The organism is Terrabacter terrae (assembly GCF_039529575.1).
GTDB lineage: Bacteria > Actinomycetota > Actinomycetes > Actinomycetales > Dermatophilaceae > Terrabacter > Terrabacter terrae.
Genome location: NZ_BAAANB010000021.1, coordinates 1,342,637 through 1,357,560 on the forward strand (window position 1 = coordinate 1,342,637; position 14,924 = coordinate 1,357,560).

The following is a 14,924-nucleotide window of genomic DNA, read 5'->3' on the forward strand; positions in this document are numbered from 1 at the left end:
TCGCGTTCGTGGTGCGCTCAGGACGACGGGCGCTCAGGACGACGGGCGCTCAGGACGACGGGCGCTCAGGACGACGGACGCCCGCTGTGCCGGCCGCGTCCGCGTCGGGCGGCGTCCGCGCAGTGCCGGCAGCAGAAGACGGCCTCGTCGACCTCGATGCCGTGGCCCAGGACCCGGCAGCCGCAGTTGCCGCAGGCCGGGGCCCAGTCGGTGATGGCGCACTCGAGGCTGTCGTAGGTGCGTGACCGGTCATCGCGGGTGATGGTGAAGCTGCGGTCGTAGTCGTTGCCACACATGTCGCACACGGCCATTGGGTGCGTCCTTTGCTGTCGAGATGGGAAATCTTCGGTGAGGAGTCCACCTGCCCGAGAAGAGAGCTCAGCCTTGTCTCGCCGTGGTGGCGAGCCCTTCGAGGAAGTAGCGCTGGCAGAAGGCGAAGACGACGATCATCGGCAGCGTGGCCACGAGCGTGGCCGCCATCGCGATCTCCCAGTGGTACTCGCCCGAGAGCGCGAAGCCGTCGACGATCTGCTTGAGCCCGCGCGGCATCGTGAAGTACTCCTCCGTCTGGAGGTAGATGAGCGGCTTCAGCAGGTCGGACCAGCTGGCCTGCAGCTCGAAGATGAAGACGATGATCAGGGCTGGACGGCACAGCGGCAGGGCGATCCGGCGGAAGAGGCCCAGGTGGCTGCAGCCGTCGATGCGGGCGGCCTCGAACAGCTCGCGCGGGATCCCGAGGAAGAACTGGCGCATCAGGAAGATGTAGAAGGCCGAGCCGAAGAGGTTGTTGGCCCACAGCGGCACCTGGGTGTCGATCATCCCGAGCTGGTGCCAGATCAGGTAGACCGGGATCATGGTGACGGCGCCCGGCAGCATCATGGTCGCGAGCACCAGGCCGAAGAGCGGCCCCCTCAGCCGGAACCGGAAGTAGGCGAAGCCGAAGGCGACGAAGGCGCTGGAGAACGTCACGGCGACGGCCGCCATGAGCGAGACGACGCCGGAGTTGAACAACCAGCGCAGCACCGGGCCGGCGTCCCAGACCTCGATGAAGTTGGACCACTGGAACGTCTCGGGCACCAGCCTGTTGTCGAAGACCTGCGACTTCGGCTTCAGCGAGGCGCTCACCAGCCAGATGAGCGGGTAGGTGAAGGCGAGGGTCGCCACGAGGAGCAGCAGCCAGCGCACCACCGTTCCCGGCCCGAGGCGTCGCCGGTCCTTCGCGGGGCCGGTCGACGACAGGGGTCCCGGCGGCGCCGTGGGCTCGTCCGGCGGTTCGGTGAAGGGCGGGAGCGGCCTGGTGTCGACACTCATCGGGGCGTGTCTCCCTCGTAGTAGACGAAGCGGTTGCCGATCCGGACCTGGATCACGGTGATGACGAGGATGATCACGAACAGCACCCACGCCATGGCCGAGGCGAAGCCCATCTTGAAGAACTCGAAGGCGTTCTGGAACAGGTAGACCATGTAGACGAGGGACTCGTCGGAGGCGGTGGCCTTCTGCTGAGGCCCGTAGAACATGGTGTACGCCTGGTCGAACATCTGCATGGCCGCGATCGTGTGCGTGATGATCGTGAAGAACAGCGCACCGGAGATCATCGGCAGCGTGATGCTCCAGAAGCGCCGGACCGGGCCCGCGCCGTCCAGCAGCGCGGCCTCGTAGAGCTGGCGGGGAACGTTGTTCAGGGCCGCGAGGTAGATGATGATGCTGCCGCCCACCGTCCAGAGGCTGACGATCGCCAGCGAGGGCTTGAGCCACGCCGGGTCGGTCGTCCAGTTGGGCCCGTTGACCCCGAACCAGCCCAGCACCTGGTTGAGCAGCCCGCGCTGGCCGTTCAGCAGGAGCAGGAACATGGCGCCGGCCGCGACGGCCGGCGTCATCACGGGCAGGTAGAAGACGGTGCGGAAGAAGCCGGCGGCCCGGCCGACGCGGTGGAGCAGCATCGCCAGCCCCAGCGCGACGACCGTGCCGAGCGGCACGAACATGGCCGCATACGTGAACGTGTTGGCGAGGGACTTGCCCACGCGTGGGTCGTCGAGCAGCTGCTGGTAGTTGGCCATGCCCACGGCATGGCCCGGCTCGACCAGCGAGTAGTCCGTGAAGGACAGCCACAGGCTCACGACCATCGGGCCCGCCGTGAAGACCAGGAACCCGATGATCCACGGGGCGATGAAGACGTAGGCCGCCCGGGCCTCTCGCCGCTGGAGCCGGCCCGGGCGAACCCTAACCGCCTTGTCAGCCATTGCCGTTCGCCTTGGTGAAGGCCGCCTCCGCCTCCTTCTGAGCCTGGTCGAGAGCCTGCTGTGCGGGCTGGCCGCCGAGCGCACGCGTCACGGCGCTGTGCCAGGCGGCGTCGATCTCCGCACCCGCCGGCGACGGGTTGAGGGCCGTTGCCGTGTCCAGCGTCGCGTAGAGGTTGTCGATGGCGCGCTTGAAGCCGGCGTCCGGCACGTTGGTGAGGTACTTCGCCTTGATCGCCTCGTCCGCCGGCTTGTTGGCGGTGAAGAGGCCGGTGAAGAAGCTGTTGTCCTTCTTGACCTTGGCGATGCGGGCGTCGGCCGCCTTCATCCAGGTCGCCTTGTCGGTCAGCGTCTTGGCCCAGGCGCAGGCGGCGGTCGGGTTCTTCGACCCCTTCGGGATCGCCCAGGCGCTGCCGCCGACCATGCTCACGGGCTTGCCGTCGTGGTCGGTGAACGGCGTGCTGTCGAGCTGCAGTCCCTTGGGGATGAAGTCGCGAAGCACGTTGACATACCAGTTCTCCATCGGGAACGCGACGACCGAGCCCGCCGAGAGCGGGTTCTTCTCGCCGAAGATGTCGAAGGAGTCGCGGAAGGACTTGAACGCGGTCCAGCCGCCCTGGTCGTTGATCAGGCTGATCGCGAAGTCGAGCGCCTCGACCGCCTTGGGGTCGTTGAGGTTCGGGGCGCCGTCCTCCTTGATGATCGTCGCGCCGTTGGCCGTGGCCCACAGCGGGAAGTACTCGGGCAGCTTGGGGTCGAAGCCGATGCGCCCGATCTTGTTGCCGTTCTTCTTGAACAGCTTGTCGGACGTCGCCTTGAGCGCCTGCCAGTCCTTGGTCTGGATGTCGCTCGGGGACAGGCCGGCGGCCTTGAGCGACTTGGCGTCGACGAGGTTGGTCGTGACGACGTAGAACTCGGGAATGCCGTAGACCTTGTTGCCCAGGGTCACCGAGCGCATGGCGGCCTCGCGGTACTGCGAGGTGTCGATCTTCTGCTGCGAGATGCAGTCCTCGAGGGGGACGACAGCACCCTTCTTGGCGTAGGTGCCGACGAGGTTGCGGTCCATGTAGACGAGGTCCGGCGGGTTGCCGCTCGCCAGGGCGGTGAGGAACTGCTGGGCGTCGAAGTCGCCCTTGGCGTTGTTGACCTTGACGCCGGGGTATGCCTGCTTGAAAGCGTTGACGCGGGCCTGCGCGACCTCGTCCTCGCCGCCGAAGCCCATGATCTTCAGGGTTCCGCTGGGAGCGCTCCCCGCCGTGCCGGCGTTGCCGCCTCCGGAGTCGTTGCTCGCCCCACCGACTCCCGCACACCCCGCCAGGAGCGTGGCCGAAGCCGCAATGACCATGAACGCAGATCGCATTCCTCGCCTCTCTTGTGCTCTCACGTGCACCGGGTCTCCGCCGAATGCACCGTTTCAGGTCAGAAGTACCCGAGAGCCGTCGTGGAGAAACGCTTCTCGGGGAGAAACGCTTCTCCGCCACCGCCCGGCGCATCGAGGGGCGACCCGTTTCCCTGCTGCGGGGGCCGGGTACAGGTGCGGTGTCCGGCCGTCGGCACCGACGCGCACCTCGACTGCACCTCGACAAGGAGACGGATGTCCATCGGAGGCAGCGGCGCGCCCTGGGCGGCGCACATGGAGGAGCTGGTCCTTGTCCGCCATGGCGAGAGCCTGGGCAACGTGGCCGACGCGCAGGCGCGTGAGCGCGGGGAGGCCCGCTTGGAGCTGGACACCCGCGACCCCGACACGCCTCTGTCCGAGCGAGGGGAGCAACAGGCCCACGTGCTGGCCCGGCACGTCGCGAGCACGAGCCCTCGACCCGACGTCGTCCTCAGCTCGCCGTACGCCCGTGCGGCCATGACGGCGAACATCGTCGCCGGTGCCCTCGACCTCGAGCCGTTGCTCGACGAACGACTCCGCGAGCGCGACCTGGGCATCTTCGACGGCTTGACGGGGCTGGGCATCCGTGAGCACTACCCGGAGGAGGCCGACCGCCGCGGCCGCCTGGGCAAGTTCTACTACCGGCCACCCGGCGGCGAGAGCTGGACCGACGTGGCCCTGCGGGTGCGCGACGTCCTGCGCGACCTCGCGCAGCTGTATGCCGACCAGCGGGTCTGGGTGTTCACGCACCAGGCCGTGATCATGAGCTTCCGTCTGGCCCTGGAGAGGCTGGACGAGGCGACCCTTCTCGACGTGGACCGCACCCAGCCGCTCGCGAACTGCTCCCTGACGCGCTACCGCAGGCAGGGCGAGGTCCTCGAGCTGGCCGCCTTCGCCGACACGGCTTACCTCGACACGTCGGACGTCGAGACGACCCACGAGGACACGGCGGCGGAGGCGTCGGACGGGTCCGCGACACACGACCACGAGCTGCATCACGAGCTGCACGGCGAGAGGACCACCTGACATGGCGGCAGGCAGCCCCACCCCGATCGACACCGACCTGCTGCGTTCGTGGCCGCTGCCGCGGCCGGGCGGGGACAAGTCGGACCGGGGCACGGTGCTCGTGGTGGGGGGAGCACGGCAGACCCCGGGAGCGGTGCTGCTGGCCGCCGAGACGGCGCTGCGCGTCGGGGCCGGGAAGGTGCAGGTCGCCACGGCGAGCGAGACGGCGGCGGCCCTCGCCGTCGCCCTCCCCGAGGCGTTCGTGCAGGCTCTGCCTGTCCTCCACAACGGCGAGCTCGCCGTCGCGGGGGCGGATCGAGTGGTGGAGCTGGCCGAGAAGGCAGACGTCGTCCTCCTGGGGTCCGGACTGGGTGATCCAGAGTGCGCGGACCTCTTCCTGACCCAGGTGGTGCCGCGACTCGACTCTCTGGTCGTCCTCGACGCGCTCGGCACGGCGTTCCTGACCGGTCGCCTGGACGGCCTGGGCCACCTCTCCGGACGTGCGCTGCTGACGCCCAACCTGACAGAGACGGCCGCCATGCTCGAGCGGTCCGAGGAGGAGGTCGGCAACGACCAGCTCGGAGCCGCGCGCGCCGTCGCCGAGGCCACCGGTGCGGCCGTCCTGAGCGGCGGCGAGACCTCCTATGTCGTCGAGCCGCACGGCGACTCGTGGTCGTGCAGTGCCGGGGCGCCCGGTCTCGCCACAGCCGGCTCCGGTGACGTCAAGGCCGGCGCGGTCGCCGGTCTGCTGGCGAGGGGAGCGACGCCTGAGCAGGCAGCCGCCTGGGGAGCGTGGGCGCACGCGACCGCGGGTGAGCGCCTGGCCCGCGAGCGGCCCGGCTTCCTGGCGCGTGACGTGCTCCGCGAGATCCCGCTCGAGCTGAACCGAGCCGAGGAGCCCGACGGCTCCTCCTGACGTGAGGCCGAGCCGCACAGCCACGACACGGCAACGCGACACGGCAGGCTGGACGAGGGTCTGGGCCGCCACGGCATGGGAGGCCCATGCTCAACCTGCTCTGCGGCCCTCATGGCGTGTACCGTGGTCGTGGAAACGGGCACGTGAACCGAAGGGCCCCTGCGGCTCCCTTCGAAAGATCGGTTCAGTAGGGCACCTTCAAGGCACGAGGGGACGCCACGCCCGCGGAGGACTCGCTGTGACCCTCACGTCAGGAAGCCACCCCGGCTGCGACGGCGCTGCCGCGGCAGCCATCGCCCCGCGCCCGTCCGATGCCGTATCGATGTCGGCACCGCCAGCCGCCCCGGCTCCTGGTTCCGCGCCGACTGCGAGGCCGGCCTCGGCTGGTGCGACCGACCAGCGCATGAGCCTCCCCACGCCTGCACCGACGGGTGCGGTGGAGGCCCTCCTGCGCACGAGCACCCAGGCCGTTCCGGGAGTCGGCCACGTGTCCATCAGCCTCCTCGAGCGGGGTGGCACCGTGCGAACTCTCGCCACCACCGGTGACGTGGCCCGGAGGCTGGACGAGCTGCAGCGGGCGCTCCGCGAGGGACCCAGTGTCGATGCCCTGCACGGCGACGAGTCGATCGTGGGCCTGCACGCACGGTGCCCGCAGGACGCGGCCCGGTGGCCGGAGCTCGCGCCGCGGGTCGACGCGCTGGGGCTGTGCACGGTCCTGGCGGTCCGCATGGCGTGGGAGCGCAAGACCTTGGGGGTCATGACCCTGGGCTGCGACGCCCCGGGCGGCCTCCCGCGCCAGACCGTCGTGCTCGCCTCCGCCTTCGCAGCCCACGCCGCAGCCACCGTGGCTCTCGCCCGCAAGGCCGAGCAGCTGGAGCTGGCGATGGTGACCCGGCAGGAGATCGGCCAGGCCGTGGGCATCCTCATGGAGCGCTACGGCCTCACCGCCGACGCGGCCTTCGCCTATCTGCGCCGGCTGTCCCAGAACGGCAACGTCAAGCTGCGCGACATCGCCGACCAGCTCCGTCTGACGGGCCGGCTCCCAGGGGAGGAAGGTCCCAGCTAGCCGACGATGCGGCGCACCCGTCGGACGGCCAGTCCCCCGAGGGCCTTGAGACCCGAGCCGTGCCCACCGTCCAGGCGGTTGCCCTGCCAAACACTCGCCTCGACGTTGCCCGGGCCGGGGGGCATGGTCTCGCGCCGGTCGGACGCGAACCGGGCGAAGAGCGGGCCCACCCACGCGTCGTAGACCCCGGGCAGCAGGACGAAGCCGAGCCTGATCAGGGGGTCGAAGGCCCCGCCGTGAGCGACGCGACGGGGGCGCTGCAGCACGTCGGCCACGAGCCGGCCTGCCTTCTCCGGCGGCCAGACGACGGGGGGTGGCTGCCCCGCCGGGCCACCCGCGTACGCAGCCTGCCGGTAGATGGGGGTGTCGACGCCGGGGAGCGTGACGTACGAGACGTGGAGGCCGGGGACGTCGCGGTTCTCGATGACGGCCTGGCGGGCCAGGGCTCGCACGCCGTACTTGCTGACCGTGTAGGCACTCATCGTCGGCACCGCGATGTGGCCGATCAGCGAGCCGGTCAGCACCACCGAACCTCGTCCCTGCGCGCGCAGCGGTGGGAGGACGTGCCGCAGGAGGTTGACGGAGCCGAGCAGGTTGGTCTCGACGACGGCGTCGAAGAGCGGCGCGGCGAGCTGCTCCAGACGGCCGTACGCGACGACCCCCGCACAGTTGACGGCGCCGTCGAGGCGACCGAACACGTCGAGCACCTGCGCCACGGCCTCTCGCAGCGCCTCGTCGTCGCGGATGTCGACGGTGAGGACCGTGACGTCCTCGGCGCCGAGCGCCCGGCACTCCTGCGCGGCCCGCTGCAGCGGCTCCTCGCCGCGCGCGAGCAACGCGAGCCGGTGTCCCCGCCGGGCCAGCTCGTGCGCCGTGGCGAGCCCCACTCCGCTCGAGGCGCCGGTGACGAGGACGGCCGGGGCCGTGGGTGGATGCGGGGAACTGGAGGCCATGGAGGAGTGGTGCCCGCTCGTCGCCCGTCCCAAACGTCGGTTAGCCGCTCGACGCACCGGGTACAGACCGAGCGGCAGGACAAGCCGCAGGATGAGCCCGACCGACGAGAGGACATCGTGACGACGACGGATGCTGTGGTCATCGGCAGCGGGCCCAACGGGCTGGTCGCTGCCAACCTGCTGGTCGACGCCGGCTGGTCGGTGGTGGTGATCGAGGAGCAGGAGACCGCAGGCGGTGCGGTGCGCAGCGACTCGTCAGTCGCGCCCGGCTACGTGCACGACACCTTCAGCTCGTTCTACCCACTGGCCGCAGGCTCGCCGACGATCCAGGGCCTGCACCTCGAGGAGCACGGGCTCGAGTGGGTCCAGGCGCCGTCGGTCGTGGGCCACTCCTTCCCTGACGGGCGCTGGGGCGTGCTGCACCGCGACCGTGGCGAGACCGCCGCGGGCCTCGAGGCGCAGGCCCAGGGCGACGGTGAGGCCTGGCTGGCGCTCTGCGACACGTGGGACCGAGTGGGCGACGACGTCATCCGCTGCTTGCTGAGCCCCTTCCCGCCCGTGCGCGGTGGAGCGGGTCTCGCCGGACGGGTGCTGCGCCCCGGGGGGCTGGAGCTGCTGCGCGAGATGATCATGCCGGCCCGCACCCTGACCGAACGCCTCTTCAGCGGCGAGGCCGCGCGCATGCTAATCGCCGGCAACGCCGCCCACGCCGACATCAGCCTCGAGTCCCCGGGTTCGGCCGCGATGGGCATGCTGCTCGTCCTGCTGGGCCAGACGGTCGGCTTCCCCGTGCCGCGGGGCGGCGCGGGGGAGCTCTCGGGAGCCATGGTCCGACGCCTCGAGTCCAAGGGCGGGCAGGTCTTCCTCGGGGAGCGAGCCGAGGGCGTACGCGTGGACGGCGGTCGCGCGGTCGCCGTGCGGACCCCGTCCAGGGAGATCTCCGTCGGGCGCGCGGTGCTCGCCGACGTGTCGGCGCCGGCGCTCTACGGCGGGCTCGTGCCGTGGGAGGACCTCCCGACGAGGCTGCGCCACCGGATGGGCCGTTTCGAGTGGGACCCCTCGACCGTCAAGGTCGACTGGGCGCTGAGCGGCCCCGTCCCGTGGGAGGGTGCCCCCGGGAAGGAGCCGGGCACGGTGCACATCGGTGACTCCCTCGACGACATGACCCTCACCGGCAGCCAGGTCGCGGCCGGACTGGTGCCCGAGCGCCCCTTCATGCTCGTCGGGCAGATGGGGGTCGCCGACCCCAGTCGAGTGCCGGACGGGGGAGAGGCCCTCTGGGCGTACACCCACGTGCCGCAGCAGGTCCGCGGTGACGCCGCCGGTCGTGACGGCGTCCGCCACGTGACAGGCGCCTGGGACGAGGGCGACCTCGACGCCATGGCCGAGCGGATGGAGCAGCGGATCGAGAGCCGGGCTCCGGGCTTCCGCGAACGCATCACCGCACGGCGGGTGCTCGGCCCGCACCAGCTGGAGTCCATGGACCGCAACCTCTTCGGCGGCGCCATCAACGGGGGGACCGCCAACCTGCAGCAGCAGCTCGTCTTCCGTCCCGTCGCCGGCTCCGGGCGACCTGAGACACCCATCAAGGGCCTCTACCTGGCCTCGGCGTCCGCCCACCCGGGCGGAGGCGTGCACGGCGCCTGCGGGGCCAACGCCGCGCGGGCGGCCCTGTGGCACAACAAGACCCGAAACCTCTGGAGGCGCTCGTGAGCACGACCACCCGGACCATCCACGGTTCGCCCAAGGAGGTCTTCGACGTCCTCGGCAACGCGTGGAGCTACAGCCAGTGGGTCGTCGGGGCCTCGCGGGTGCGTGACGTCTCTCCCGACTGGCCGGCGGCCGGCGCCACGATGCACCACTCCGTCGGTGCCTGGCCGGTGCTCATCGACGACACGACCTCCATCGTCCGGTGGGAGCCGCCCACCCTGCTCGAGCTGACGGTGCGCGCCTGGCCCTCGGGCGAGGGGCTGGTGCGCATCACGTGCCGTCCGGTCGGGGACGGCACCGAGGTGACGATGGAGGAGGACGCGACGAAGGGCCCGGCCCTGCTGGTCCCTCGGCTCCTGCGCGACCCCGTGCTGCACCGCCGCAACACGGAGGCGCTGCGGCGGCTCGCCAACCTGGTCGAGCGAGCGGCGCGCTTCCGGCCACAGTGACAGTGCCTCGACCGGGGCGGTGAAGGGACCGTGACGACACACCGTGACTGCCGGGCCGGCGTCCCCGTCCGTCGAGGTGGGTAAGAACGCCACATGACGGAGGGCTTCGCCTTGGCGGGGGGTTGGGTCCTCTACGGCCTGGGGCTGGCCTACCTCGGCTGGCGCATGCTGCGGCGGCGGCCATGACCCGGTCACCGCGCGGCCCAGCCGCTGACCGCCCGCCGCACCGGGCCGCGGGGGCGGCCGTCGGAGTGCTTGCGGTCGCGCTCCTCACCGGCTGCGTCGCACCGGCCCTCGACTCCGGCGCGTTCCAGCACAACGCGCTCGAGGCGCTGGACTCCGGCGTCAGCCAGACGCGGACCGCTGCTCTCGGCGTGCAGAACCTGTTGGACCAGCGTGTCCCGAAGCCGTACGCCGACACGGTGGTGACCGATATGGAGGAGGCGATCGGGCCGGTGCAGGACAGCTTCGGCTCCGTCGACCCACCCACCCCCGCTGACGAGCGGCTGCGTGATGACGTCAGCGGGCTGCTGTCGGACGCGGACGACGCGCTGGCCCAGGCGAGGATCGCCCTTCGCAAGGACGACGAGCCCGCGATGAGGCAGAGCGTGCGCACCCTGCGTGCCGTCGCCGACCGCATGCAGCGGGAGTCGGGGCGGCTCGGATGAAGAAGCTCTTCGCGATCGCCCTCGGCATCCTCACCGCCATCGGCGGCTTCGTCGACATCGGCGACCTGGTCACCAACGGGCTCGTCGGCTCCCGCTTCGGGCTCTCCCTGGTCTGGGTCGTCGTCATCGGGATCGTGGGCATCTGCGTCTTCGCCGAGATGAGCGGTCGGGTCTCCGCCGTGAGCGGTCGGGCGACCTTCGACCTGGTGCGCGAGCGGCTCGGTCCTCGGGCAGGCCTGCTCAACCTCGTGGCGTCCATGGCAGTCACCCTGCTCACGTACATGGCCGAGATCGGGGGTGTGGCCCTGGCCCTCGAGCTGGCCTCCAGCGTCAACCGCTACCTGTGGATGCCAGTGGCCGGGGCGGCGGTGTGGATCGTGCTGTGGCGGGTCAAGTTCGCGGTGCTCGAGAACGCGTTCGGCCTCGCGGGGCTGGCGCTCGTCGTCTTCGCGGTGGCGCTCTGGCACCTGAGCCCCGACTGGGCGTCGTTGTGGCACCAGGTGTCCCGGCCCTCGGTGCCCCAGGACGAGAGCCACGCGACGTACCTCTACTACGCCGTCGCGCTCTTCGGCGCCGCGATGACCCCCTACGAGGTCTTCTTCTTCTCCTCCGGAGGTGTCGAGGAGAGGTGGACGGCCCGGGACCTGGGCACCATGCGGGTAAACGTGTTCGTCGGGTTCCCCCTGGGTGGGCTCATCTCCATCTCGATCGCCGCCGTGGCCGCGGTCGTCTACCTGCCGCAGAAGATCCAGGTGGAGTCACTCGGCCAGATCGGCATGCCGATCGGCCAGGCGATCGGGGTGCTCGGCATCGCCTTCGCTCTCCTGGGCTTCTTCGCCGCCACCTTCGGGGCCGCCTGCGAGACAGGGCTGTCCGTCGGCTACAGCATCGCCCAGTACCTCGGCTGGCAGTGGGGGAAGTACGTCGAGCCGCTGCGAGCCGCGCGCTTCCACACCGTGGTGCTGCTCTCGACCGTCGTGGCCGTCGGGGTGCTGCTGACGACGGTGGACCCCATCATGCTCACGGAGTACTCGGTCGTCTTCAGCGCCGTGGCCCTGCCGCTCACCTACTTCCCGATCCTCGTCGTCGCCAATGACCGGACCTACCTGGGTGGCCACGCGAACGGTCGTCTGGCCAACACCCTGGGCACCGTCTACCTCGTCCTGGTCGTCGTCGCGGCGGTCGCCGCCATCCCGCTCATGATCATCACGAGGGCCGGGCAGTGAGCGGCAGGTGGGGTGGTGAGGTGGAGACCGACGTCGTGCTGCGGCTGCTCGACCACCAGCTCGTCGGCCCGGACGGCAGCCTGCTCGGCAACGTCGACGACCTCGAGCTCGTGCGCCGTGAGGCCGGCTGGTTCGTGACGGGCGTCCAGGTGGGCCCCGCGGCGTTGAGCCGTCGCCTGCCGGGCCTGCTCGGGCGCTGGGTGTACGCCGTGTGGCACCGGCTGCACCCGGCCCCCGACCCGAGCGCCCTCGTCGTCCCGCTGGACCACGTGACCTCCGTCGACTCCGCCGTGCACGTGGACGACGCCGCGGCCCGCGCGCTGTCAGCCGGGTTCGGCGTGGAGCACTGGCTGCGGGATCACGTGGTGTCCCGCCTCCCCGGCTCCACCGGACCGGCCGGACCCACCGGCGGCTCCGGGGACGCCGCCGGCGAGGAGCATGGTGAGGCGCGCGGTGAGGCGGCGGCGCCGGGACGTCTCGAGGAGCCGCAGTGGCCGATCCGTGCGCCGCTCGACGGGGCCCACCCGCTGAGCCGGCTGCTCGGTCGCACCGTGCTGTCCTACGCCGGAACCCGGATGGGCCGCGTCTGCGAGCTCAGGTGTCTCGGGCCGTCGCGCGACCAGCAGCAGGGCCCCCTCCGAGTCCGCTGGTTGCTCTACACGCCGCGTCTGTCCGGCTGGCAGCTCGGCTACTCGACGGACCCACGGCAAGGACCCTGGCTGGTGCGGCGCTTCCTGCGCAGCCGGCGACACCGGGACCGGATCGTCGAGCTCGAGCAGGTGCAGGGGCTCGAGCAGCTCGAAGAGCCCGACGGCGAGCTGGTGCTGACGCACTCCGCCCGCCCGGGGCGACTGGACGACCCCCGCGACCGTGGGCACGCCGCCCCACCGCCCGGCAGCGGCGCCTGAGCCGAGCGGTGGAGCGACGCCCGGTCACGTTCGCCGGTGCGGGGAGCAGGACGCCGACCTCGAGCTGGTTCCGTTCGTCACGGCGCGCACCTGTCTGGCCCGAGTCACCTCCGCCTCGGTGCCTGCCCGAACGAGGGAGCGCCACGCCTGAGCGTCGTCGAGTGGTCGTCTTGCACGCTTCTTCGGACTTTCTTGTCGAAAATCGGGCATTCGTGAGCATTTCCCCCAGTCGGACTGGTACACCTACCCCTGGGACACCGGATGGAGCGAAGGCCGGTCGACGTAACCAGGGAGAACCGCGATGAGCGCAGTGACCTCGACCGAGGACGAAGCCGTCATGACCGTGATGACCGGCAGCGAGCGGGCTGCCATGCTCGAGCGCCTGGCCCAGGTGTGCACCACGAGCGTCGTCGCGCCCGTGGGCGCCTCCCGCAACCGTCCGGCCCACTCCGCGCACGCCGTGGTCATGTGGCGCTGCCAGTGACGTGAGGCGTCAGAGGCATTCGGCGCCTCAGACGCCTCGGACGCCTCAGAGCTGGCGGCTGCTCTGCACCGAGGACGTGTCGATCTTGAGCACGCCGTCCTGGCGCACGAGCGTGTACGCCGTGCGCTCCTCGAACCGTCGCCCGTCGCTGAAGTCGTAGCGGACGGTCGCCTCCACCGAGCCGGGGCCGGAGGCCTTGACCTGGCCGACGCTCACCGAGTCGACGGAGGCCCAGAACTTGTCGTAGGTGGCGCGGTCACGGGCCGTCGTCGCGCGGTACCGATCCGTCAGTCGGGCCCACCCGGCGTCGGTGTCGCCGGGCAGCAGCCGGTAGTAGTCCCGGACGGCGCGGGTCGGGTCGCCGGCGACGGGACCGCCGCCGGCGGTCGTGCTCGGCTGTGACGGAGCCGGGGACGGGGTGGTCGCCTTCGGGGTCGGCGTGCTCGCCGGCCTCGTCGAGGGCGAGGGCGCCTCGGCGGTCGACGTCGTGGGAGCCGAGGCGCTCGTCCGGGGTGTCTTGGCCGGCTTGCTCGAACCCGCGACGACCGGAGGCGTGGGGTCACCGCCCGGTTGTGCACCCCGCAGCAGGGACGACGCGAGCAGGCCGCCGCCGAGGAGCAGCAGCACCATGAGGAGCGCCAGGACCGCTCGCCTCCGGCTCCGCGGCGCGGCCTCGGATGCAGGTCCCGCAGGAGTCGTGACGTCGCTCCCCCCGCGGTCGGACGAGTGCCCGGCCCCCGCGGTCGCCGGGACGACCCCGTGCGCCTCCGCAGCGGCACCCGCCGGGACCGCATACGAGGGGAGTCTCGCCGTCCGGGTGTCGGAACCGGAAGGGCCGTCCCCGGTGGCTGCAGCGGCGGGCGGCACGGTCGGTAGGACGCGCGTCCGGTTCGGGCGCTCCTCGTGATCGGGCCGACCGGCAGCGACGTCGCCGAGGACTCGCGACACCTCCTGCATCGACGGCCGCTCCTCGGGGGAGGGGGCCAGCATCCGCAGCAGCATCGGCGCTAGAGGGCTCTCGCGCGGCGGTGTGATGGCCCCCGAGGCCACGCGGTGCAGCAGTGCCATGGCGTTGTCACCGCTCCCGAACGGGGGGGTGCCCTCGAGCGCGGCATAGAGCGTCGCGCCGAGCGAGAAGACGTCGGAGGCGGGGGTGGAGGGGCCGCCGCGGGCCACCTCGGGCGCGAGGTAGGCGGGAGTGCCGGTCACCATGCCGGTGGAGGTGAGCGAGGCGTCCCCGAGGGCGTGGCTGATGCCGAAGTCGGTGATGCGCGCGGTGCCGTCCTCGGCCAGGAGCACGTTGCCCGGCTTGACGTCCCGGTGCACGAGGTCGGCCCGGTGCGCGGCCGCGAGGGCCGCCGCGAGGTCGGTGCCGAGCCGAGCCACCTCACGCACCGGCAGGGGCCCGCGGTCGCGGAGCACGGCCTGCAGGCTCTGCGAGGGGAGGTACTGCATGACAAGGCAGGGACGGCCCTCGTGGTCGACCACGTCGAAGACCGGGACGGCGTTGGGGTGGTGCAGGCGCGCGGTGTTGCGCGCCTCGCGCATGGCCCGCTCCTGTGCGACGGCGGCGTCCGACTCGCCGAGGCCAACGGGGGAGTGCAGCTGCTTGACCGCGACGGCGCGGTTGAGCCGCTCGTCCCAAGCCAGCCACACGTGCCCCATCCCACCGGAGCCGATCCGGTCCATGAGTCGGTAGCGCCCGGCGATCAGCTCCGAGCTGTCGGCCACCATCCTGCGAATCTCCCTCCGGTCGTCCGGCACCCAGCGGACGTGACGGTCCTGCTCTCGTACCCAGACGAGCAAACCATCCTTTCACCGCCCGGTCCGACCGTGGCGCCGCCCCCTCGGGTGGCGCCTCGAGTGGCCTCTCGACGTGGCCTCGGACGGCCCACGGCCTGGGCGCCTCACCACGTCCGGGGTG

The 14,924-nt window shown here is 71.4% G+C and carries 15 protein-coding genes; 9 read left to right on the forward strand and 6 right to left on the reverse strand.

What is annotated here, in order from left to right; translation table 11 throughout:
* Positions 1 to 65: 65 nt before the first annotated feature.
* The 4 genes from ABD194_RS16480 to ABD194_RS16495 all read right to left on the reverse strand — a co-directional run bounded on the left by ABD194_RS16480 (position 66) and on the right by ABD194_RS16495 (position 3,597).
* On the reverse strand, positions 66 to 311 hold the full coding sequence (locus ABD194_RS16480) for a hypothetical protein (protein WP_343993311.1): 246 nt from the start codon (positions 309 to 311) through the stop codon (positions 66 to 68).
* 67 nt (positions 312 to 378) lie between these two features.
* Complete coding sequence (locus ABD194_RS16485; protein ID WP_343993313.1) at positions 379 to 1,311, reverse strand: carbohydrate ABC transporter permease; 933 nt, start codon at positions 1,309 to 1,311, stop codon at positions 379 to 381.
* A complete protein-coding gene (locus ABD194_RS16490; RefSeq protein WP_343993315.1) occupies positions 1,308 to 2,240 on the reverse strand; it encodes a carbohydrate ABC transporter permease in 933 nt (310 codons plus the stop codon). The genes ABD194_RS16485 and ABD194_RS16490 overlap by 4 nt, the downstream gene beginning before the upstream one ends.
* Positions 2,233 to 3,597: an ABC transporter substrate-binding protein gene (locus ABD194_RS16495; protein WP_343993317.1), complete on the reverse strand. Its 1,365-nt coding sequence runs from the start codon at positions 3,595 to 3,597 to the stop codon at positions 2,233 to 2,235. Before ABD194_RS16495 ends, ABD194_RS16490 begins: the two co-directional genes overlap by 8 nt.
* 234 nt (positions 3,598 to 3,831) lie before the next feature.
* Between ABD194_RS16495 and ABD194_RS16500 the strand changes: the two genes are divergently transcribed.
* The 3 genes from ABD194_RS16500 (at position 3,832) to ABD194_RS16510 (ending at position 6,602) form a co-directional block, all read left to right on the forward strand.
* Complete coding sequence (locus ABD194_RS16500) at positions 3,832 to 4,641, forward strand: histidine phosphatase family protein (RefSeq protein ID WP_343993319.1); 810 nt, start codon at positions 3,832 to 3,834, stop codon at positions 4,639 to 4,641.
* A gap of 1 nt (position 4,642) precedes the next feature.
* Positions 4,643 to 5,536, forward strand: a complete 894-nt coding sequence (locus ABD194_RS16505) for an NAD(P)H-hydrate dehydratase (RefSeq protein ID WP_343993321.1) — start codon at positions 4,643 to 4,645, stop codon at positions 5,534 to 5,536.
* A 403-nt stretch (positions 5,537 to 5,939) separates the two neighbouring features.
* On the forward strand, positions 5,940 to 6,602 hold the full coding sequence (locus ABD194_RS16510) for an ANTAR domain-containing protein (RefSeq protein ID WP_343993323.1): 663 nt from the start codon (positions 5,940 to 5,942) through the stop codon (positions 6,600 to 6,602).
* Here ABD194_RS16510 and ABD194_RS16515 read toward each other — a convergent pair.
* On the reverse strand, positions 6,599 to 7,555 hold the full coding sequence (locus ABD194_RS16515; protein WP_343993325.1) for an SDR family NAD(P)-dependent oxidoreductase: 957 nt from the start codon (positions 7,553 to 7,555) through the stop codon (positions 6,599 to 6,601). The genes ABD194_RS16510 and ABD194_RS16515 overlap by 4 nt on opposite strands.
* Before the next feature lie 117 nt (positions 7,556 to 7,672).
* Here ABD194_RS16515 and ABD194_RS16520 point away from each other — a divergent pair, with 117 nt between their 5' ends.
* The 6 genes from ABD194_RS16520 to ABD194_RS16545 all read left to right on the forward strand — a co-directional run bounded on the left by ABD194_RS16520 (position 7,673) and on the right by ABD194_RS16545 (position 13,000).
* Positions 7,673 to 9,268, forward strand: coding sequence for a phytoene desaturase family protein (locus tag ABD194_RS16520; RefSeq protein ID WP_343993327.1), 1,596 nt, complete (start codon positions 7,673 to 7,675; stop codon positions 9,266 to 9,268).
* The gene (locus tag ABD194_RS16525) at positions 9,265 to 9,714 is read left to right on the forward strand and encodes an SRPBCC family protein (RefSeq protein WP_343993329.1); all 450 of its coding nucleotides are present in this window, start codon (positions 9,265 to 9,267) and stop codon (positions 9,712 to 9,714) included. Before ABD194_RS16520 ends, ABD194_RS16525 begins: the two co-directional genes overlap by 4 nt.
* 182 nt (positions 9,715 to 9,896) lie before the next feature.
* Positions 9,897 to 10,382: a hypothetical protein gene (locus tag ABD194_RS16530; RefSeq protein ID WP_343993331.1), complete on the forward strand. Its 486-nt coding sequence runs from the start codon at positions 9,897 to 9,899 to the stop codon at positions 10,380 to 10,382.
* Positions 10,379 to 11,608 (forward strand): NRAMP family divalent metal transporter, encoded by a 1,230-nt coding sequence (locus ABD194_RS16535; protein WP_343993333.1) that lies wholly within the window; start codon positions 10,379 to 10,381, stop codon positions 11,606 to 11,608. Before ABD194_RS16530 ends, ABD194_RS16535 begins: the two co-directional genes overlap by 4 nt.
* The gene (locus tag ABD194_RS16540) at positions 11,605 to 12,516 is read left to right on the forward strand and encodes a hypothetical protein (protein ID WP_343993335.1); all 912 of its coding nucleotides are present in this window, start codon (positions 11,605 to 11,607) and stop codon (positions 12,514 to 12,516) included. Before ABD194_RS16535 ends, ABD194_RS16540 begins: the two co-directional genes overlap by 4 nt.
* 301 nt (positions 12,517 to 12,817) lie before the next feature.
* Positions 12,818 to 13,000, forward strand: coding sequence for a hypothetical protein (locus tag ABD194_RS16545; RefSeq protein WP_343993337.1), 183 nt, complete (start codon positions 12,818 to 12,820; stop codon positions 12,998 to 13,000).
* A gap of 45 nt (positions 13,001 to 13,045) precedes the next feature.
* On the opposite strand, the gene ABD194_RS16550 is transcribed toward ABD194_RS16545, so the two are convergent.
* Complete coding sequence (locus ABD194_RS16550; RefSeq protein WP_343993339.1) at positions 13,046 to 14,734, reverse strand: serine/threonine-protein kinase; 1,689 nt, start codon at positions 14,732 to 14,734, stop codon at positions 13,046 to 13,048.
* Positions 14,735 to 14,924 lie beyond the last annotated feature (190 nt).

What these genes read in the sequence shown, in the direction of transcription:
- ABD194_RS16480 (WP_343993311.1), bottom strand. Translation starts at nt 311, where the DNA reads ATGGCCGTGTGCGACATGTGTGGCAACGACTACGACCGCAGCTTCACC.
- ABD194_RS16485 (WP_343993313.1), bottom strand. Translation starts at nt 1,311, where the DNA reads ATGAGTGTCGACACCAGGCCGCTCCCGCCCTTCACCGAACCGCCGGAC.
- ABD194_RS16490 (WP_343993315.1), bottom strand. Translation starts at nt 2,240, where the DNA reads ATGGCTGACAAGGCGGTTAGGGTTCGCCCGGGCCGGCTCCAGCGGCGA.
- ABD194_RS16495 (WP_343993317.1), bottom strand. Translation starts at nt 3,597, where the DNA reads ATGCGATCTGCGTTCATGGTCATTGCGGCTTCGGCCACGCTCCTGGCG.
- ABD194_RS16500 (WP_343993319.1), top strand. Translation starts at nt 3,832, where the DNA reads ATGTCCATCGGAGGCAGCGGCGCGCCCTGGGCGGCGCACATGGAGGAG.
- ABD194_RS16505 (WP_343993321.1), top strand. Translation starts at nt 4,643, where the DNA reads ATGGCGGCAGGCAGCCCCACCCCGATCGACACCGACCTGCTGCGTTCG.
- ABD194_RS16510 (WP_343993323.1), top strand. Translation starts at nt 5,940, where the DNA reads ATGAGCCTCCCCACGCCTGCACCGACGGGTGCGGTGGAGGCCCTCCTG.
- ABD194_RS16515 (WP_343993325.1), bottom strand. Translation starts at nt 7,555, where the DNA reads ATGGCCTCCAGTTCCCCGCATCCACCCACGGCCCCGGCCGTCCTCGTC.
- ABD194_RS16530 (WP_343993331.1), top strand. Translation starts at nt 9,897, where the DNA reads ATGACCCGGTCACCGCGCGGCCCAGCCGCTGACCGCCCGCCGCACCGG.
- ABD194_RS16535 (WP_343993333.1), top strand. Translation starts at nt 10,379, where the DNA reads ATGAAGAAGCTCTTCGCGATCGCCCTCGGCATCCTCACCGCCATCGGC.
- ABD194_RS16545 (WP_343993337.1), top strand. Translation starts at nt 12,818, where the DNA reads ATGAGCGCAGTGACCTCGACCGAGGACGAAGCCGTCATGACCGTGATG.
- ABD194_RS16550 (WP_343993339.1), bottom strand. Translation starts at nt 14,734, where the DNA reads ATGGTGGCCGACAGCTCGGAGCTGATCGCCGGGCGCTACCGACTCATG.